A 20967-nucleotide genomic window follows, 5' to 3' on the forward strand; every position below is an offset into this window, starting at 1 on the left:
AACTTTTTCTTTTCTTATTTAGTTAAATATGAGTCATACCCCAAAAACCTTTCTGACAAAACAAAAGATTGATCAGAATTCGTTTGATAAGTGATATGAATTTTTCTTGAGGAAATTAGAAAGAAGCTCAGAACTTCTTTTATTTGTAATACACTTTTTTCTAAAACCTTAAAGTTTTCAACTTCTTTTTCTAACACTACTACTACCTTTACATCATCTATCTCACTGTAAAGCTTTCCACTTAAACCTAAATCAACTCCTAAAATAGCATCTCCTAAACTTAAAAAAGGAGATTCATTGATAACGCAAGGTACATAGCTAAGTTTTACTTTTAAGCCTAAAACTACTTGTATTAATTTTTCTAACTCTACTAAGTTTTCCTTAAAAAACTCTGACTTACATAAATTAAGAAATAGTTTATACAAAGATTGATCAGAAATCTGTAAATCAGAACCTATAATTTCCTTGAAAATATTTAATAGGTTTTGTTTTGATTTTTTATCTGAGAAAAAGTTCAAGCTTCTATTATTAATCCTAACTCTTTCTTTAAAAATTTCAGTATCAAAAAGAGTAAAGAAGTTAATGTCTCCTTTTTCTTTTTCTCTATTTCTACGAATGGTATCAACCACTTCTTTTTTGTTATCCGAATTAACCCCTAAAGAGAGAGGATAGAACAAAATTTCTGGCAGTTGATGATATATACTGTTTCTACTTAAGTTGACAACTAAGTTTTCTTCAAAACCAGTATCTTTAGCTATAAAGTTTGAATCGACAGATAAAACATCTTTAGACTGAGCTCTACTATTCATACCATGATTTCTCACAATTAGTGTCTCAGAAACATCTTTATCTAGTAAAAACTCTAATTCTTCTACAAAAACTTCTCCAATAAAGTTAGATGCCATATTACGAACAAGATCGTCAACAACAACATCATTTTCTTTTACACTAGCTCCCATACAAGATTATTGTTTTTATAATCTAACAATACATGGTCTCCTTTATTTACCTGTTCAGAAACTATCATTTTAGATATTACCTTTTTAACATACGTTCTTACAACTCCAGCAATAGGTCTAGCACCATACTTTTGAGAAAAACCTTTTTTTGATAAAAATTCTAAAGCTTCATCAGAGATGTCTAATACTATTTGTTTTTGTTGTTCTAGCTGCTTTCTAAGCTTATTAAAATGTATTCCTAAAATATCTTGTGCTACTTTTTGATTAATTGGAGCGAATGGAACTACCTCTGTTAACCTTCCTAAAAATTCGGGTCTAAAGTGTTGTGCCATTACCTCTATTAACTCATTTGAAGTAGGAATTTTCCCTTCTGTTATTTGTTCAGCAATCCATTGACTACCGATGTTAGATGTAAAAATGACAATAGCATTAGAGAAGTCTCCTTCTCTACCTAGTTTATCATGAATCACACCCTCATCCATTAATTGAAGAAAAACATCATATACAGAACTGTGAGCCTTTTCAATTTCATCAAATAAAACTACTGAATATGGACGCTGTCTTATTTTAGTTACTAACATCCCTCCTTCTTCATAACCAACATATCCTGGAGGCGCTCCATAAAGCAATGCTGCAGAATGTTCTTCTTTAAATTCAGACATATCAAAACGAATCATCGCCGTTTCATCGTCAAATAATAACTCAGCTAATGATTTGGTCAATTCAGTTTTCCCTGTTCCTGTAGGCCCTAAAAAGAAGAAAGAACCAATTGGTTGCTTAGGGTTACTAAGTCCACTTCTCGACTCTATAATAGCATCTGATAATGTTTGAATAGCATTCGACTGACCTTTAACTCTCTCTTTTAGTCTTTTATCAATATTGAGAAGACGTTCTTTTTCTTCTGTCTGAATTTTACCTAAAGGTATACCTGTTATTTCTGACACAACAGCTTCAATATCTATTTCACTTACAACATCTATAGATGTCTTAGCTAGTTCTTTTAACATAGACAAGAATTCATCAACCTTAGATATTTCTTCCTGTAAATCTAGATTATCTGATACTAAATTAAATGACTTGGTTACTTTTGAAGTTTGAATAACACTAACTTTTCTGTAAATGGTATTGTAAATCAATTGTAAATCAGAAAAATCAAACTTCTCTGATTCTTTAACCTCTTGAAATTCTTTTTCTATTTTTCTAACTTCTCCTAATACCGTCGCATTACTCATTTTTACTGCTGCTACGGTTTTATCTATCAAATCTATTGCTCCATAGGGTAATTTTTTTTCTTTAAAATATCTTTTTGAAAGATGTATTGATTCCTCAATTGCTCTATCTGAAATTTTAATATCAAAATGTAGTTCTAGCCTTTTTTTGTGTCTATGTAAACATTTTAACATCTCTAAACCACCCAACTCTTCTAGCTTCAATATTTCTAATTTGCCATCAATAGGGTGTCTTTCAAGATTTTTTCTGTATGAATCTGAATTAATAGTAAAAATCATATTAATTCGTCCTTCACTTAATTGAGCGTTTAAAATATTTACAATGGCATTAGTTTTTCCTGAAGAGTTTTCAAGTAATACATGAAGATCATCCACCACTAATATGGAAGGAGCATCAATAGACTCTAACTTCTCAAATAATTCTGATATTTTCTTGTTTACATCATTTTCAGAACTTGCTCCTGCTAATAGTTTTGGAACATTGAGTTTAAATACCAAATGACTTTTTAAATACTCATCTGTACTATTACTCAACTCTCTTACAAAGTAATTTATAGTTGCTGTTTTTCCTATTCCAGAATCTCCAACTAGAATAACACCTTTACTTTCTGACCTTTCAAAATTTTCTAAGATTAATCGTACTTCTTTTTCTCTACCTAAGATTAAGTTTCCTTTTTGAATTACCTCTTGTGTTTGAAGATCTTCAATATATGAACTTATTGCCGAAATATTTTCTTTTGCATTTGATTCTAAAAAAGTAGGAGTATTTGCATTGTAGTGTTTTAAAATATCTTGTTCGGTTATTCCTAAAGTTTCTATTTGTTGGCCAGAATATACAACACCTTCTCTTACTACTGCTGTAAAAATGCATAAAGCATCAATATTTTCTGTTCCTAATTTTATTTTTGAACGTTCAGACTCTTCAAAAACTTTAGCTACTTCGCTATCTGGATTTACATCACCTGAAGCTTGTAGAGGCGTAGACTTATACATTTCTTTCATTACCTCAAACCACTCAAGGACATAGCTAGCATCTTTACCCATACCATCAATAATCTCCTCTAAACCAGTAGGCTCGTTAATTAATGATATTATTAAATGGCTAACGCCATAGGTACTTTGATTTTCTCTGTAAGCAATACTTTTAGCTCTTTTTATGCTTGATAAAGCACTTGAACTGTAATCTTTTTCTATCATTTTTAAATAAAAAATACTTTATAAGTTATATTTGATATAGATCTCTTTTCCAGTTCCTTCTCAAGATAATAACTGAAAAGGGTTTGTTTTTCTTTAGAGATTAACTCTTTTTTTGTTTTAATATATATATCAGTGGTTCTTATCAAACCTTTTTTCTTTTCTTTTGAAATCGCTACACCGTCTTTTATCGAAATTTCTTCAACAAAACGCCCTATTTTACTATTTACAAAGCTTTTTACATCTTCTCTTGTTACAATTCTTTCTCTTGTAAGCAGCCCATAACGTAAACCGTTTATTTTGTCATGTTCTTCCTTTCTAATATAACCTCCTATTGTATCTGTTTTTAACTTTATCTTACTGTCGATAAACTTACCTGTTCTATATTGATTAAAGGTGTAACTTGTGTTAATTCCATTAGCCTGACTAGCATTTGTTAACCAATATTGAAACTCGTAATTAAAAGCTTCTTTATGCGGATAGGTCAATAAAAAAGTTTTATCATTAGTTGCATTAACCTCTCCAAATTCTAAATGAATTTTCTTATCAATTTCATCTAGTTTTTCATGCAAGTCATCTAAATAGGCTTGTATAATATCATAACCTATTGAAGAAAAAGCACTCCCTTCTTCTCTTACTGTTTGTGAGGTTTTACTCAACATCATTTTAGCACTTCTAGTATCAAACCTTCCTATATCACCAAAATATAACGAGTAACCACCTTCAAGGCTTTCTGTAGAGTTTCCTATAACATTAGCATAACTATTTCCTTTATCATCATTTAAACTTTCAATATTTAAAAAATAGTCCACACCTTCACTAAGCACAGATAAAATCCTACCGTTTTTTCTAAAATTATGCTGTTTGTACTCTAGTTTTCTATTAACTACCGGAAAAGTATTTAAACTCACATCTATTCCTTGCAGTTTATCTTTAGAAAAAACCTCTGGAAGCTTTACTTTAAACCACAACAATTTCTCATTTAAATCTTCTGGTTCAACGAAAAAATCGTCCTGTTCACCAAACAACTCTGTAATTGTTTTTTTTGACTTACAAGATTCATTTAAACTTAACGTATAAAAACAATCTTCATAAAACGAAACAACATCATCAAAATAATGAACTTCACTATTCTTGTTTATTAACTCTTCCTTATCTAGAAACATTTCATTACCATCCACATCATAAACCTTCATCGTTTTTAAAAAAGGTAAGAGTAAACTATCTTTTAAAATAAAACAAAGGGATAAGTTGTTTGTTTCCTCTAACAATTCATTTGAAATCTCTACTCCAAACCAAAGTTCATAATCTTTAATTTTATTCTCCTGAGATAAATAAAGAGCATCTTCTATATTTCCAAATTGATTTTCACTTATTTGCAATTTATCATCATATCCTAAATATTTAACAGAGGCATTTATGAGTTGTTTTGCGATAATGGGTGTAAAGAAGACATCTAATTTTTCTTCTCCAAATCTTCTTTTTGAGCAATAAAAATGATCTGAAACATAAAGCTGCGTAGTATCATCTTCTGGTTGTGCTTTTAGCAAAGCATGCGAAGGTGAGGGTAAAGACCATTTATTACTTACTAATATCCTAGATAATCTATCTAGCAGTTCTTTATCTGAAACATCTACCTGTTGATGTAATTTTGATATTTCATAAGCAAAAGTATGTAGTAATAAATCTAAAATAGGGTCGACACTTCTTTTGTCTTTAATTCCCCATAACTCCATCGAACGCAAAAGCATTCGATTTTTAATTTTCATAAAGTATTCGTCTCTCATTGCGTTTTTTTCTTTTTATTGAGATAAAGGGCTGATGTAAAAAAGTGTAGCGAAATTAAATGGAGCTTCGGTTTCAATAATTGTCCCAAAAACTTTTATCTCTGCTTTTCTTCTTACATGAACATCAGTAGTCTCAGCATCATCATCTATTTCAGATAACCTTACACTAACTCTAATATCCTTAAGCCTAGGTTCATATTCAATAAAGGCGTAATATAAAGAATCTTTAACTTTTTCTTCCCATTTATTGATTTTAACCAACTGATTAAACTCTAAGTCCCAAATATCGGAACCATAATTGGGTCTTCCAAAAACTTCGCCCTGTTTTGAAGTAGCAATTATCATGAGGTGCTGGGCTATGGATTCTTCAAGTGTACACCCCAATCTATTATTTTCTTTATTTCTTTTTGTTATACTGGAAAAGTCTAGGGGGATCTTCAAATAATTCATTTTTCCTTAATTTTTTTCTGTAAAAATAATTTTTTTTATCAATTATTTAATAGATTCGTAGCAGAATAAAAAAAATTATTATGGCAATGTACAATTACGGAATTGGAGGTAATGAAGTTAAAGTTGATGCTAATGAATCAATCGCAAACATTTCTTCCAACAAAACCCTATTAATCCAAAAACTTACCGACGAAGCTCCAGCAACCCCCGAAGCTACTTATGGTTTAGACACTATCGAAGCTGTATTTGAAAAGTTTTCACCTTCAGTAAAACTTGAACACACTGATGAAAATGGTGCTGACGTTAAAGAATCTTTAAACTTCAATAATTTAAGTGATTTTAACGTTGAGAACATTAAAGCTAACAGTTCTTTTCTAAATAAACTTGATATAGAAAAGGATCAGTACTTAAGAATTTCAAGACAATTATCTTCTAACAGAGCACTAATGAAAGCTCTTAGCAACCCCGAAACTAAAGATACATTTATCAAGATTTTAGAAGAATCTATTAAAGAAATCGATCAAGCTGAACAATAAAAACAAAAAACATAATTAGCTATGTCTACAAAAGTAAAAACGCAACAGTCGGAAGAAGTAAAACAACAGTCCCCTAGTCAAGAAGTAGCTAACGCTATTGACGGTATTAAAGAATATGGAGGTTTCTCTTTTATTGAGAATATTGTTGATGGATACTCAAACTTAAACCCAAAAAGAAAAGCTAGAAAAAGTCTATTTTTAAACGACGAGCAATGGAAAGGAGAAAGAAAAAACTTAAAAAACAGACTTTCTGTTTGGTTAGAAATTCTAAAAAGTAGCGAAAACATAGAATCGATGTGTGATTCTGCAAAAGAAAAAGCTACTAACATCGAAGGAGTTTTAAACTACAACTTAAAGAAAACCTTAGAAAAGACTAAGGAATTAGAAACCTCATACAGATCTGTAGCTTTATTCTACAAAAACACAGAGAAAGATAAGGTTAAAAACATTACAATCTTAAATGCCGATTTAAGTCAATTAAAAGATTTAGAAAACCCTCTTTTTATAGACTATGTATCAAATGAACTTAAACAAAATTTTGATAGATTAGATTTAAAAGACAACTACTCTATATTAGTAGTACCTGGTTATCTTGGTTCTAACGTAGTGTTAGATAAATGGTCTAAAATAGCATACGAAAACAAAGCTGTTTTATTAACCGATTTCCAAGACTTAGAAACCCCAGATGACATTATCGACATGTTCTCTAACGCTAATCACTCAGGAGGAGAAGTTCATAAGTCAAACACTTTAATGACCTGTAACTGGCTTTTAGGAAGAAAAAAAGAAGACGCTGTTGGTGAAGAGGACAATTTATACGTTCCACCATCTTCTGCTTTAGCTGGTAAAATATACCACACTTTAATGTCACAAGTAGTAGCAGGTAAAAAGTTTGGTGGTATTAACGAAGTAGAAAGTGTAAGATTCGACCTTAAGAAAAGTGAAATTTCTGAAATTGAAAAAATGGGATTAGTTCCTATGGTAAACGAATATAGTAAAGTAATGGCTTTCTCAGCTAAAACTTTATTTAACGGAGACAACTTAGGGCTACAAACCTACTCTGTTGTAAGAGTATTTGACCATATAACAAAAGTATTATTTGATTTCTTAAACAGACGTGCATTTGAGAATTGGAGTTCAAGAACTGAAGCTGATTTACGTCGTCAAATAGTTAAGTTTTTAGATGATATCCAAGGACCAACTAAATTAATCGAACGTTTTAAGGTTATAAAAATAGAACAGGATCAAAACCAAAAAGACCGTGTTTTATTAGACATTCATATCACTCCTTATTTCCCTGCTAAAAGTTTTGTTATCCAATTAGACGGACACAAAGGAGATGGACCTGAAGATGCTGTATGGCACAGTGAATACGTTCAACAATAATTCAACTTTAAAATACATTCATTTTCTTTTATAGAAAAGAACAGAAAAAGCAAAAGTTTAAAACTTTTGCTTTTTTTATTTAAAGAGCATAAAACAATATTGCTACCCTCTCTACTCTCTTTAACAAAACACTGCTCAACAAAAGCTGTCTTTTTCATAAAAATTTCTTAAAACACTCTATAATAAGCTACAAAAAGTAAAATTCAGTTTTTTATCACAATACATACAACTATTTTTGTAAGCTTTAAACACTCTTTACGAATAAGATAAAAAAACATTTTTATGAATTTACAAGAACTAAAAAATAATATAGATACCATAATTAGCAACAAAGATTCAAAAGAAGAAAAGTTACAACAAATTTGTGATTATTTAGCTTCAGAAATCTCTTATTACGATTGGGTTGGTTTCTATTTTAAAAATGGAGACAAGGAAGAATTAAAATTAGCACAATTCAATGGTGAACCTACAGATCATACAATTATTCCTTTTGGAAAGGGTATTTGTGGTCAAGTAGCTATTAGCAATGAAAACTTTGTAGTACAAGACGTTAGCGAACAAGACAATTATATCTCTTGTGGATGGAAGGTGAAATCTGAGATTGTTATTCCTATTTTTGTCAACGATGAAAACGTAGGGCAAATTGATATTGATTCTCATACAGTTAACCCATTTACCCAAAATGATGAGGTTTTATTAGAGTACATTTGTAAAAAAGTAGCTGATTTTATATAATTTTTACATAATCACTTGATTATTAAGTTTTTTTTTATTTTATTTGATCTCTGATTTTTTTAACAACCCCATTAATCCCCTTAAATATGAGCAGTAGAGAACATCCTTCTTATGCAGCATTAGGCAGTGCTAATGCTCGTTCAGAATCTCAACAATCTTTAGTAGAAAAATTCACTATCTGGTTTCGCAATTTTTTAGAAACTGCAGAGTAGTTTTTCTTTTACAATTTTGTTGTTGAAAAAACACCACCAAAATCATTTTATTTTTGGTGGTGTTTTCAATCTTAAAAACTTAAAAAATTATTGTGTAACGCCTACTGTTTTACTAGCTTTGCAAGCTTAACAACACAACAATAATGAACAATACAAAAACTATTAAATCAGCATTAATTTCCGTTTTCCATAAGGACGGATTAGAGCCTATTGTTAAAAAACTTAACGAACTAGGCGTTACTATTTACTCTACAGGAGGTACAGAAAAGTTTATCAAAGACTTAGGGATTGATGTAGTACCAGTAGAAGATGTTACTTCGTATCCTTCTATTTTAGGAGGAAGAGTAAAAACTTTACACCCTAAAGTTTTTGGAGGAATTTTAAACAGACAAGATCACGAAGGTGATATTGCCGAGATGGAAGAATACAATATACCTCAATTAGATTTAGTAATTGTAGATTTATATCCTTTTGAAAAAACAGTAGCTTCAGGAGCTTCTGAACAAGATATTATTGAAAAAATTGATATTGGTGGTATTTCACTAATTCGTGCCGCAGCCAAAAACTTTAAAGACACTGTAATTGTCTCTTCAATGGAACAATACGAAGATTTCTTAACTATTATTTCAGATAACAACGGAGAAACTTCGTTGAACGATAGAAAAAAGTTTGCTGCTAAAGCTTTTAACATCTCTTCACATTACGACACTGCTATTTTCAATTATTTCAATGAAGATGAAGTTGTATATAAAGCTAGCGAAACTACCTCTAAAGTATTACGTTATGGAGAGAATCCTCATCAAAAAGGTTTTTTCTTTGGCGATTTAGATGCTATGTTTGATAAACTACATGGAAAAGAATTAAGCTACAATAACTTATTAGATGTTGATGCTGCTGTTAATTTAATAGAAGAATTTAAAGGTGAAGATCCAACTTTTGCTATTTTAAAGCATAACAACGCTTGTGGTTTTGCTCAAAGAAAAACTATTCACCAAGCCTATGTAGATGCATTAGCTGGCGACCCTGTTTCTGCTTTTGGTGGTATATTAATTTCTAACACTACTATTGATAAAGCTACTGCTGAAGAAATTCATAAATTATTCTGTGAAGTGGTTATTGCTCCTGCTTATGATGCAGACGCATTAGAAGTTTTAAAAGGTAAGAAAAATAGAGTAATTTTAATTCAAAAAGAAGTTGAATTACCTAAACAAACAGTAAGAACAGCCTTAAACGGAGTATTAGTTCAAGATAAAGATTATATTACAGACAAATTAGATGATTTATCATACCCTACTAACAATAAACCTTCAGAAAGTGAGTTAGAGGACTTGTTATTTGCATCTAAATTGTGTAAAAACACTAAGTCTAACACTATTATTTTAGTAAAAGACAAACAATTATTGGCTGGGGGAACAGGTCAAACAAGTAGAGTTGATGCTTTAAGACAAGCCATTGAAAAGGCTAATAGCTTTAACTTTGACTTAAATGGAGCTGTTATGGCTAGTGATGCTTTTTTCCCTTTTCCTGACTGTGTAGAAATAGCAGATAAAGCAGGTATAAAAAGTGTAATTCAACCAGGGGGGTCTATTAAAGACCAGTTAAGTATTGATTATTGTAACGATAATAATGTAGCTATGGTTTTTACTGGAACTAGACATTTTAAACATTAATTATATTGAGTGTAAAATACCCACAGATTTTTATTAGATTTGTGAGAATACATTAAAATTAAATATAAATAACGAAATCTTTATGGGTTTTTTCGATTTCATGACAGAAGATATTGCAGTTGATTTAGGTACTGCAAATACACTTATTATCCACAATGGTAAGGTGGTTATTGATAACCCCTCTATTGTTGCTAGAAACAGGCTTACTGGTAAAATTATTGCCACAGGGCATGAAGCTAGTAGGATGCAAGGAAAAACCCATGAAAACATCAAGACCATACGTCCTTTAAAAGACGGTGTAATTGCTGATTTTCAAGCTTCTGAAGAAATGATTAAGGAATTTGTAAAACAAATTCCTGCAATAAAGAAAAGATTATTTCCACCATCATTACGAATGGTGATTTGTATTCCTTCAGGAATTACTGAGGTTGAAAAACGAGCGGTTATCGACTCTGGCCGTCATATGAATGCTAAAGAAATCTACTTGATTTATGAACCAATGGCTGCAGCTATTGGTGTGGGTGTTGATATTATGGAGCCTAAAGGAAATATGATTATTGATATAGGTGGTGGTACTACCGAAATTGCTGTTATAGCACTAGCAGGCATTGTTTGTGATCAATCGGTAAAAGTTGCAGGAGATTTATTTACCAGCGACATTATGTATTACATGCGTACTCAACACAATTTACATGTTGGAGAAACCACCGCTGAAAGAATAAAGTTGCAAATAGGTTCTGCTACAGAAGATTTAGACAATCCACCTGAAGATATGATGGTGCAAGGACGTGATTTACTAAGTGGGAAACCTAAACAAATACAAGTTTCTTATCGTGAAATTGCAAAAGCACTAGATAAATCAATTTTACGTATTGAAGATGCCGTAATGGAGACTCTATCTAAAACGCCTCCTGAATTAGCTGCCGATATTTACAACACAGGTATTTATTTAGCTGGGGGTGGCTCAATGCTAAGAGGTTTAGATAAACGTTTATCTAGAAAAACAGATTTACCAGTATATGTTGCTGAAGATCCGTTACGTGCTGTAGTTCGTGGAACAGGTATTGCGCTTAAAAATTTAGAAAAATACAAAACTGTATTAATCAAATAAATTTGAATGATTATTTATGCAACAGCTTATTTATTTCTTACAGAAGTATAAGTATTTCTTATTTTTTCTATTCTTAGAAGTTATAGCTGTTGCATTAATCATTAACAACCATTCTTTTCATAAAAGTAAGTTTATTAGTTCTACCAATTTTATTACAGGCGGACTATATCAAAAATCATCAAACATAACGGAGTATCTTGGCTTAAAAGAAAGAAACTCTATACTTATTGAAGAAAACTTAGCCTTAAAAAATAAACTAGAAAAAATCACTACTTATCTTGATAGTATTTCAGCAAATCAGATAAAAGACACTACACAACTCAGTCAAAATTTTAATTACATTTCTGGAAAAATAATTAAAAACTCTTTTCATAAAGCTGATAACTTTTTAACAATCAACAGAGGTAAAAGTTATAATGTTTCTAAAGAGATGGGAATAATTAACAGTAAGGGACTTATTGGTATTACTGATAATGTATCAAATAAATACGCTAGAGTACAATCTATTTTAAATTCAAAAAGCAATATCAACGCTAAATTTAAAAATAACAATCATTATGGTACGTTAACTTGGGATGGAAAGGACTATAATATTGTACAATTAACCGATATTCCACGTCAAGCTACTTTTAAAGTAGGTGATACTGTAGTTACTGGAGGTAGGTCGACTATTTTTCCTAGCGGAATACCTATTGGAACTGTCGTAAAAGTACCTGAAGAGCTATCTGCAGTTAATAGCATAAATATTAAACTCTTTAACGATATGTCTAACTTAGGTCACGTTTATATCATAACAAATCTTAATAAAGAAGAAATAAAAACTGTAGAAAATAATAATGAATAAAACACTATACTTAATATTTTTATTCGTTTTCCTCTTGTTGCTACAAGTATTGGTTCTAAATAATATTTTATTTTTAGGTTATGTAAATCCTTATGTTTACATCGTTTTTATTTTCTTATACCCTATTAAAGAGAATAGATTTTCTCTTTTGCTAGTTGCTTTTTTATTGGGTCTATGTGTAGATGCTTTTTCCAACTCTGGTGGAATTCATGCTTTTTCTACTGTTTTTATGGCTTACATACGTTTATTCGTTTTTAAAGCTGTTTTTAAAAAAACATCTTCAGATTACCTACTTTTTAACCTAAGACATGAATCTTTTGATAAAGTATTTAATTATACAGCAATTTTAACATTAACTCATCACTTCATTTTATTTAGTTTAACTAACTTTAGTTTTTATAATATTTCAAATGTGCTTATCAATACACTATTTTCTAGTGTTTTTACGTTACTGTTATATTTTTTAGGAAGTTTTATATTTAGGAAAAAACTAACATGAAACGAAGTTTCTTACTTATATTTTTAATTACTCTTATTGGAATTGTTTACATCTCACGATTATTTCAATTACAAATAATACATGGTGGTGAACAAAGTCTTAGACATAGTGCTACAATAAAAATTGAATACGACTACCCTGAGCGTGGTTATATATATGACCGTAATGGAAAATTATTGGTTGCAAACCAATTATCCTACGATGTAATGATTATTCCAAAAGAAGTAGAACCTCTAGATACTTTAGAATTTTGCTCTCTTTTAAAAATTGATAAGGAAGATTTTAAAAAACGTTTTAAAAAAGCAGAAAATTATGCACGTTGGCTTCCTTCTGTATTTTTAAAGCAATTAGCTAAGGAAGACTATGCCTTTTTACAAGAGAAGTTACCTAAGTACAAAGGTTTTTATATACAAAAACGTATTATTAGAAACTACCCTGTAAAATCTGCAGCTAACGTATTAGGCTTTATTAGCGAGGTTAACGAATATGTAGCTAAAAATAGTGATTACTACGAACAAGGTGAATTAATAGGTAAACTTGGTGTAGAAAAACAGTATGAAAGAGAACTAAGAGGAGTTAAAGGAAAGAAATACTTTAAAAGAAATAACTTAAATAAGGTTACTGGTCCCTATAAAAATGGAAAGTATGACACCCTTGCTGTATCAGGTAAAGATCTAACATTAACTATTGATAGTGAATTGCAACAATATGGAGAATTATTAATGTCTGGTAAAAGAGGAGGAATTGTTGCCATAGAACCTCAAACAGGTGAGATTTTAGCATTGGTTACCGCTCCTTCATACGATCCAAATTTATTGGTTGGAAGAAAACGCTCTCCTAACTCTGTAAGACTTTTTAATGACAGTATTAATATGCCAACTTTTGACAGAGGCTTACAAGCAATGTATGCTCCTGGTTCACCTTTCAAAATCCTCACTGGTTTAATTGGTTTACAAGAAGGAGTTATTGATCAAAACACTGGTTTTTACTGTCAACACGGATATCGTTATGGTAAACGCCCCAACGCTTTCATGGGATGTCACTGTGGAATTGTTGGACGACCTGTCCGTTTAAAAACAGCCATTGCTAAATCTTGTAATACATATTTCGCTAACACTTATAGAAGAATTATAGACAATTACGAAAACCCAACTATAGGAACTGATGCTTGGAGTGAACATGCAAAAAGCTTTGGTTTAGGTAATTATTTAGGGTATGATCTTCCTTCTGGTCAAAAGGGAAGAATTCCAAATGGAAGTTTTTATGACAGAAGTTATAACTTTAGATGGGGTGCTACTACAACTATTTCAAACGCTATTGGTCAAGGTGAAGTAGAGACAACACCTATTCAGTTGGCAAATATGACAGTTGCTATTGCTAATAAAGGTTATTTTTACACTCCTCATATTGTTAAGAAAATTGAAGACAAACCTAAGCTTGACTCAATATATGTAACCCGAAGAAATACAACAGTTTCTCCTGAACATTTTCCTATTGCAATTGAGGCGATGTATGAAACATTCACTAGAGGTACAGCTAGGTATAGTCAAGTTAAAGGAATAGACATTTGTGGAAAAACAGGAACAGTTGAAAACTTTATTAGAGTAAATAAGAAGAAAGTCCAGTTAACAGACCACTCTATTTTTATAGCTTTTGCTCCGAAAGATGACCCTAAAATAGCCATAGCTATTTTTGTAGAAAACGGAGGTTTTGGTTCAACCATTGCTGCCCCTATTACTAGTTTATTGATTGAAAAGTATTTAAACAAGTCAATCTCTAGAAAATATCTTGAAGATCGCATGATTAACCTAAGCCTTCAAGAAAGATATGATAATCAATTATTAATTCAAAAAGGCGATACTATTGCGACAGGAACGAAATAATATTTTTGCAGGAATTGATTGGCTACTTGTTTTACTCTACGTAATATTAGTTGGTTTTGGATGGATAAATATCTATGCAGCTTCTTCTACGGAAGAGTCAAGAGAAATTTTTGACTTCTCAACAAAATATGGCAAACAATTAATTTTTATAGGACTTAGTATACCGGTTATCATTTTCATCCTTTTCTTTAATTCGAAGTTTTACGAACAATTTTCCAGTGTTATGTACATTTTTTCTCTGGTTTTATTAGCTGGAGTACTAGTATTTGGTAAAAAAATTAATGGAGCAACCTCATGGTATAACTTTGGCGGAATAGGACTACAACCTTCTGAATTTGCAAAAGCTTTTACTGCTCTAGCTTTAGCAAAATTAATGAGTGACCGGCAATACAACCTTAAACTAATAAAAAACCAAGCAAAAGCTTTTATAGTCATCTTTTTACCTGCATTTTTTATTGCCTTACAGCCAGATATGGGATCTGTACTAATATATTTCGCTTTCTTTTTTGTTTTAAACAGAGAAGGACTTACGTTAGCATATATTTTATTCGGAACAATCTCTATCATTCTATTCTTATTAACCGTTTATTTTGGAGCTAAATGGGTTCTTATTTCATGTTTACTTATAATAACCCTTATTGTTTTTTATGGTGTATACAGAGACAAACGATTTTTTCGCTTTAACGTTATAAAAATAATTGGCTCCTATCTTTTTTCTATTTTCTTTATTTTAGGAATTAGTTACACCTATAATAATATATTAGGTCAACATCAAAAAGACAGGTTTGATATTTTATTAGGAAAGATACAAGACAATAAAGGTATTGGCTACAATTCTTATCAATCTGAAAAGACCATTAGTTCAGGTGGTTTTTCTGGAAAAGGTTTTTTACAAGGAGATAGAACACAAGGAAACTTTGTTCCTGAGCAACACACAGATTATATATATAGTACTGTAGGTGAAGAATGGGGATTTTTAGGTAGTTCTTTTGTTATAATTTTATTTATGATCTTGCTCTATAGAATTATTTATTTATCAGAAACACAAACAAATAAATTTGCAAGAATATATGGTTACAGCGTAGCCTCTATTTTCTTTTTTCACATTATTGTTAATATTGGTATGGTAATAGGCCTACTACCTACAGTAGGAATACCACTACCCTTTTTCAGTTATGGAGGTTCTTCTTTATGGGGGTTCACCTTGCTTCTATTCATTTTCATTCGTTTAGATGCCCATAAAAAGTACGATTGGTAAAGCAACTACTATACTTTATAATTTCCAGAAAAAGAACACAACTAACTGTAGTAACACTTACTTATATATACACAAGTTAAAAGTTAAAATAACCACACTTATTAGAGAGACCTGTAAATAAGGAGATATTAAATAAGCTCTAATTTTTAAACGAAGTATTTTTAAAACCAAAAAAAACGCTTCGATAAAATACCGAAGCGTTTAACTATTAACTAACCTTAAAACTCTTATAAAGCTGCAACATGTTTAGCCAATTTAGACTTTAAATTTGCTGCTTTATTCTTATGAATAATGTTGTTCTTTGCTAATTTATCTAACATAGATACAACAGTCGAAAACATTCCTTCTGCTTCCTTCTTATCTTCTGTAGCTCTTAATTTTCTTACAGCATTACGTGTTGTTTTATGCTGATATTTATTTCTTAAGCGCTTTGCTTCGTTACTTCTAATTCTCTTTAATGCTGACTTATGATTTGCCATTGTACTTATGCGTTAATTGTTTATAAAAAACTTGTAGTCCGTACGGGAATCGAACCCGTGTTACCAGGATGAAAACCTGGCGTCCTAACCCCTAGACGAACGGACCAAAACAATCGTTCTGATTGCGGGTGCAAATATACAATTCTTTTTGTTATTTGCAATTAAATTTATTTTTTTCTTTGTTTATTTTTTTCTTCAAAACAATGAAAAAGAACTTGTAGTCCGTACGGGAATCGAACCCGTGTTACCAGGATGAAAACCTGGCGTCCTAACCCCTAGACGAACGGACCAAAACAATCTTTTTTGCGATTGCGGGTGCAAATATAAAAACTGTTTTTTATTGCACAAAGCTTTTTTTTATTTTTTTAATAAGCTTTTGCAAAAAGTACTCTTTTTGTTGATGGTTTTCCTGTTAAAACACATACTCCATCCTCTTCTTTTGCATCATTAGGAATACATCTTATTGTAGCTTTTGTTAGCTCTTTTATCTTATCTTCGGTTTCAATTGTACCATCCCAATGTGCTGACACAAATCCTCCTTTATTTTCTATTACTTCTTTAAACTCTTCAAAAGAATTTACTTCTGTAATATGATCGTTTCTGTAAGTTAATGCTCTATTATATAAATTCTCTTGAATTTCTTCTAACAAGTCAGCCACAATACCTACTACCTCATCTCTAGATACGGTTTGTTTTTCAAAAGTATCACGACGCGCAACTTCTACTGTACCATTTTCCAAATCACGTTTTCCCATTGCAATTCTTACTGGCACACCTTTTAACTCATACTCAGCAAACTTAGCTCCTGGCCTAAAAGTATCTCTATCATCAAACTTTACAGAAATTCCTTTAGCTCGTAATTCTTTTACAATTACATCTACTTTTTCAGAAATAGCATTTAATTGTTCTTCTCCTTTATATATAGGTACAATTACAACTTGAATTGGCGCCAATTTTGGAGGTAATACTAAACCAGCATCATCTGAGTGTGTCATTATCAACCCTCCTATTAAACGTGTTGATACTCCCCAAGAAGTTGCCCATACATATTCTTGCTTTCCTTCTTTAGAGGTATACTTAACATCAAAAGCTTTCGCAAAATTCTGTCCTAAGAAGTGTGAAGTTCCAGCCTGTAAAGCTTTACCATCTTGCATTAATGCTTCTATTGTTAAAGTATCATCTGCTCCAGCAAAACGTTCACTTTCACTTTTAGCTCCTTTAACAACAGGCATTGCCATAAACTCTTCAGCAAAAGTTGCATATACTTCTTGCATTTGCTTTGCTTCAGCTATTGCTTCTGCCTTTGTTGCATGTGCAGTGTGACCTTCTTGCCATAAAAACTCTGCAGTACGTAAAAACAAACGTGTACGCATTTCCCATCTTACAACATTTGCCCATTGGTTTACTAACAATGGTAAATCTCTGTGTGATTGAATCCATCCTTTATAAGTATTCCAAATAATTGCTTCAGAAGTAGGACGAACAACTAACTCTTCCTCTAACTTAGCTTCTGGGTCTACACGTAACTTACCTTCATTATCCGGGTCATTTTGTAATCGGTAATGTGTAACTACAGCACATTCTTTTGCAAAACCTTCGGCATTTTTTTCTTCCGCTTCAAACAAACTTTTAGGCACAAAAAGGGGGAAGTAAGCATTTTGATGTCCTGTTTCTTTAAACATTCTATCTAATTCTTTTTGCATGTTCTCCCAAATTGCAAATCCGTATGGTTTGATTACCATACAGCCTCTTACTGCTGAATTTTCAGCTAAATCGGCTTTTACAATCAATTCGTTATACCATTTCGAGTAATCTTCGGCTCTTTTTGTTAAATGTTTGCTCATAATCAAAAGTTTGGCATAAATATTGTTATTTTTTATGCGTAAATTGTGTCTGCAAAACTACATTAAAAAGGTAACAAGCCCAACAAAGAACTAATTTTTTGCAGCTAGTATAAAAACAATTTGCTTTAACCTAAAATAAAAAGTCATGAAGCTACATTACACCAAAACCAAACTCCCTTTTTATATCCTATCATTTTTGATGGCAGCTACATTTATATCTTGTGGTTCTGCACAAACGGTTACTGGTAGTGATGATGGTATTTATGCTGATGAAGTAGAACAACCTCAACGTAGAGTCATTGTTAATGATGATCGCACATATGATGAATATCAAGAGAATTATTTCACTAAAGAAGTAGAACGCCTAGACGCTATAAATGGTACTGATATTTTTACCGATATAGAAAATTATAAGTCTGAAAATGATGACTCATATGATGATGAAGACATTATATATGAAGAGGAGCCTGAAACAAGAATTACATATAATGGTAATGAACCATGGGGGTATGCTGACAATAGTGATGTAGTTATTAATATTAACACCTACCCAAGATGGGGCTACTATAATGACTGGTATTGGGATTATGGCTATGGGTATAATTATTATAGACCTTGGTGGAGATCTCGTTATTATAACTACTGGGGGTACAACAATTGGCACCCTTACCACTGGAATTCTGGATTTTATGTTGGTTTAGGAGGACTTTATTACAACTCTTACTGGAATTCTCCATATTACGGATACAACTATTACAGACCATATAGATACTATAACAACCACTATTACAGAAGTCCATACAGAGGTGCCAACTATTATAGAGGTCACAGAACTGCAACAACTTCTAGAAGAGGTTATACTACTGGTCGTAGAGGGACTACAACTTCAAGACGTTCTTCTGATGTTTACAGAAGAAGCAATAGTAGAACCTATCGAAGCAACAAAAATACTCGTTCAACAAGAAATACAAGAGGATACAACACAAGAAGAGGTAGCAATTCTAATAACAGAAGTATAAAACGATCAACTAGAACAAGAAATTATAACTCAAATGGCAGCAGGTCTACTCGTAGCTATAGAGGTACACCTCGTACTACAAGAAACTACAGAGCTTCTAATAATAATGGTGTTCGTAAATCTTCATCAGTTAGAAACACTAGAAGTTATACTAAGAGAGACCAAAACTCTAATAAATCTGTTAGAAAATCATATTCTCCAAGAAACTCTAAAAGCTATTCAAAATCAACTAGAAATAACAGAAAGAACTATGCTTCACGTAATAGTAGTAATTCAAGAAAATCTAGAAGTTACTCAGCACCGTCAAGAAGCTCTAGAAGCAACTCTTCAGCCGGAAGTAGCTCAAGAGGGAGTAGCAGGAGTTCATCAAGAAGTTCTAGAAGATAATCTTACAACCAGATTTCAAGATAAGTTTTTAACGAATTAATGAAAAAATGAAAAGAATTTTAACCTTCGCGATAATTATCGCTAGTACGTATACTGCCTACTCGCAATCTTTAGGCTACAATGATTTAGGAATTTTATTTTCAAAAGACGATAATTATGGAACTGCTCGTTTTGAAGCAATGAGTGGAGCCTTTGGAGCATTAGGTGGAGACATATCTTCTTTTGGAATTAACCCAGCTGGTAGTGCCGTTGCTATTAAAAGTACTTTCGGAGTAACTTTAGGCAATAGAAACACTACTTATATAGCTAATTATTACGGAAATACAATAGAAACGGAAGATGATTTTTTTAATATTACCCAAGCTGGTGGTATTTTATCTTTTGACTCTGCCCATAACTCTGACTGGAATCGTTTTGCGTTAACCTTTAACTATAGGTTAAAAAGTGATTTTGAAGGTTTATTTTCTTCACAAGGTAATAGCGGTCAAGCATTATTCAATGAACACCCTGATGATATCACCAATCAGTACGACAATGGACAAGAACAACGTTTTTTTAACTCTACCTACGGAGAGAGTAGTATTTTTGAAATGGGGTTTTCTGCTGTACATCTAAACAAGCTATATGCAGGAGCTAGTATAAAGTTTCATAACTTTAGCTTTGGCCAAGTTACCGAACTAAGAGAAGTTAATGAAGATGATAATGGAAACACCTTAACAGCTCTTAACGTTCAAGATAGTTACTTTGAAGGTAGCGGGGTTTCTTTTAGTGCTGGCTTTATATACAAAGTAAATCAAAGCTTCCGTTTCGGATTAGCCTATGAAACTCCAACATGGTACAATGAAGTTTTTGAAGATAGCAACTTAGATGTTTTCGATCCAAATGACTCTAGATATGATGATTGGGTTGGTTACACTGAAATATCTGCTACAAACCAAGATACAGATGTTAATAGCGGGGAAGAATTTTATTCAAATGTTTTCAGACTACGAACACCAAGTAAACTTACAGCTAGTGCGGCATTTGTTTTTGGTAAACAAGGTTTAATAAGTGCAGATTATACTTACAAAGACTACAGTGGTACAAAATATAGAGAAAACGACCCTTATTTTATAGAAACCAATCAAAACTTTGATAATGATTTTAAAGGTACTCATTCATTAAATATTGGTACTGAGTGGCGTTTTGATAAAATGAGTGTTCGTGGTGGTTATCATTATGAGCAAAGTCCTTATAAAAATGCTTTAGACGATGATAATATTTCTGGATTTTCATTAGGACTTGGTTATAATTTCGGAAACGTTAAATTTGATTTATCATATACTAATTCAGAAAACAACAGTCCGTACCATATTTATAATTCACCTGCTGTAGATGTGGATCCTATCGAATTAACAACTGATACTTCTAGAATCTCTGGAACAATTACTTTCAGTTTATAATTTATAAAAAACATATATAAAAAGTCCTGCTATATGCAGGGCTT

Annotated in this window: 18 protein-coding genes and 2 tRNA genes; 12 read left to right on the forward strand and 8 right to left on the reverse strand. The window is 31.6% G+C overall.

Features of this window, described 5'->3' with window-relative positions; translation table 11 throughout:
• Nucleotides 1-14: 14 nt before the first annotated feature.
• From C8N27_RS12490 to C8N27_RS12505, 4 genes are read right to left on the reverse strand one after another with little or no spacing between them, the layout of a single operon-like run.
• Complete coding sequence (locus C8N27_RS12490) at nucleotides 15-959, reverse strand: hypothetical protein (protein ID WP_121147704.1); 945 nt, start codon at nucleotides 957-959, stop codon at nucleotides 15-17.
• Entirely contained in the window at nucleotides 944-3385 is a 2442-nt protein-coding gene (locus C8N27_RS12495) for an AAA family ATPase (RefSeq protein ID WP_121147707.1), read from the reverse strand. The genes C8N27_RS12490 and C8N27_RS12495 overlap by 16 nt, the downstream gene beginning before the upstream one ends.
• A 2-nt stretch (nucleotides 3386-3387) precedes the next feature.
• A complete protein-coding gene (locus C8N27_RS12500) occupies nucleotides 3388-5169 on the reverse strand; it encodes a type VI secretion system baseplate subunit TssF (RefSeq protein WP_147431737.1) in 1782 nt (593 codons plus the stop codon).
• Nucleotides 5170-5184: 15 nt separating this feature from the next.
• Nucleotides 5185-5619, reverse strand: coding sequence for a GPW/gp25 family protein (locus C8N27_RS12505; protein WP_099215503.1), 435 nt, complete (start codon nucleotides 5617-5619; stop codon nucleotides 5185-5187).
• A gap of 80 nt (nucleotides 5620-5699) precedes the next feature.
• Here C8N27_RS12505 and C8N27_RS12510 point away from each other — a divergent pair, with 80 nt between their 5' ends.
• The 10 genes from C8N27_RS12510 to rodA all read left to right on the forward strand — a co-directional run bounded on the left by C8N27_RS12510 (nucleotide 5700) and on the right by rodA (nucleotide 15753).
• A complete protein-coding gene (locus C8N27_RS12510) occupies nucleotides 5700-6155 on the forward strand; it encodes a hypothetical protein (protein ID WP_099215504.1) in 456 nt (151 codons plus the stop codon).
• Nucleotides 6156-6176: 21 nt separating this feature from the next.
• Nucleotides 6177-7541: a DUF5458 family protein gene (locus C8N27_RS12515; protein WP_099215505.1), complete on the forward strand. Its 1365-nt coding sequence runs from the start codon at nucleotides 6177-6179 to the stop codon at nucleotides 7539-7541.
• A gap of 282 nt (nucleotides 7542-7823) precedes the next feature.
• Nucleotides 7824-8276 carry an XrtF-associated fRMsr-like GAF protein gene (locus tag C8N27_RS12520; RefSeq protein WP_121147712.1) on the forward strand — a complete coding sequence of 151 codons (453 nt, stop codon included), beginning with the start codon at nucleotides 7824-7826 and terminating at the stop codon, nucleotides 8274-8276.
• 86 nt (nucleotides 8277-8362) lie between these two features.
• A complete protein-coding gene (locus tag C8N27_RS16165) occupies nucleotides 8363-8488 on the forward strand; it encodes a hypothetical protein (RefSeq protein ID WP_255406694.1) in 126 nt (41 codons plus the stop codon).
• A gap of 143 nt (nucleotides 8489-8631) precedes the next feature.
• On the forward strand, nucleotides 8632-10158 hold the full coding sequence (purH, locus tag C8N27_RS12525) for a bifunctional phosphoribosylaminoimidazolecarboxamide formyltransferase/IMP cyclohydrolase (RefSeq protein ID WP_099215507.1): 1527 nt from the start codon (nucleotides 8632-8634) through the stop codon (nucleotides 10156-10158).
• 82 nt (nucleotides 10159-10240) lie between these two features.
• Nucleotides 10241-11269, forward strand: coding sequence for a rod shape-determining protein (locus C8N27_RS12530; protein ID WP_099215508.1), 1029 nt, complete (start codon nucleotides 10241-10243; stop codon nucleotides 11267-11269).
• Nucleotides 11270-11285: 16 nt separating this feature from the next.
• Nucleotides 11286-12113 (forward strand): rod shape-determining protein MreC, encoded by an 828-nt coding sequence (gene mreC, locus C8N27_RS12535; RefSeq protein WP_121147715.1) that lies wholly within the window; start codon nucleotides 11286-11288, stop codon nucleotides 12111-12113.
• A complete protein-coding gene (gene mreD / locus C8N27_RS12540) occupies nucleotides 12106-12612 on the forward strand; it encodes a rod shape-determining protein MreD (RefSeq protein WP_121147717.1) in 507 nt (168 codons plus the stop codon). Before mreC ends, mreD begins: the two co-directional genes overlap by 8 nt.
• Nucleotides 12609-14495, forward strand: a complete 1887-nt coding sequence (gene mrdA, locus C8N27_RS12545; protein ID WP_121147720.1) for a penicillin-binding protein 2 — start codon at nucleotides 12609-12611, stop codon at nucleotides 14493-14495. Before mreD ends, mrdA begins: the two co-directional genes overlap by 4 nt.
• Nucleotides 14476-15753 (forward strand): rod shape-determining protein RodA, encoded by a 1278-nt coding sequence (gene rodA / locus C8N27_RS12550; protein ID WP_121147722.1) that lies wholly within the window; start codon nucleotides 14476-14478, stop codon nucleotides 15751-15753. The genes mrdA and rodA overlap by 20 nt, the downstream gene beginning before the upstream one ends.
• 227 nt (nucleotides 15754-15980) lie before the next feature.
• Here the strand turns inward: rodA and rpsT are convergent, their stop codons facing one another.
• From rpsT to proS, 4 genes are all read right to left on the reverse strand, one after another.
• A complete protein-coding gene (rpsT, locus tag C8N27_RS12555) occupies nucleotides 15981-16232 on the reverse strand; it encodes a 30S ribosomal protein S20 (protein WP_028891217.1) in 252 nt (83 codons plus the stop codon).
• Between the two features lie 34 nt (nucleotides 16233-16266).
• Nucleotides 16267-16338 (reverse strand) — tRNA-Glu (locus C8N27_RS12560).
• A 112-nt stretch (nucleotides 16339-16450) separates the two neighbouring features.
• Nucleotides 16451-16522 (reverse strand) — tRNA-Glu (locus C8N27_RS12565).
• Nucleotides 16523-16597: 75 nt separating this feature from the next.
• Complete coding sequence (gene proS / locus C8N27_RS12570; RefSeq protein ID WP_099215513.1) at nucleotides 16598-18076, reverse strand: proline--tRNA ligase; 1479 nt, start codon at nucleotides 18074-18076, stop codon at nucleotides 16598-16600.
• Nucleotides 18077-18221: 145 nt separating this feature from the next.
• On the opposite strand from proS, the gene C8N27_RS12575 reads away from it, so the two are divergent.
• Both C8N27_RS12575 and C8N27_RS12580 read left to right on the forward strand, forming a co-directional pair.
• Nucleotides 18222-19481, forward strand: coding sequence for a hypothetical protein (locus C8N27_RS12575; protein ID WP_147431738.1), 1260 nt, complete (start codon nucleotides 18222-18224; stop codon nucleotides 19479-19481).
• Nucleotides 19482-19528: 47 nt separating this feature from the next.
• Complete coding sequence (locus C8N27_RS12580; protein WP_121147727.1) at nucleotides 19529-20923, forward strand: OmpP1/FadL family transporter; 1395 nt, start codon at nucleotides 19529-19531, stop codon at nucleotides 20921-20923.
• Nucleotides 20924-20967 lie beyond the last annotated feature (44 nt).

Source organism: Tenacibaculum discolor (assembly GCF_003664185.1).
Lineage (GTDB): Bacteria > Bacteroidota > Bacteroidia > Flavobacteriales > Flavobacteriaceae > Polaribacter > Polaribacter discolor.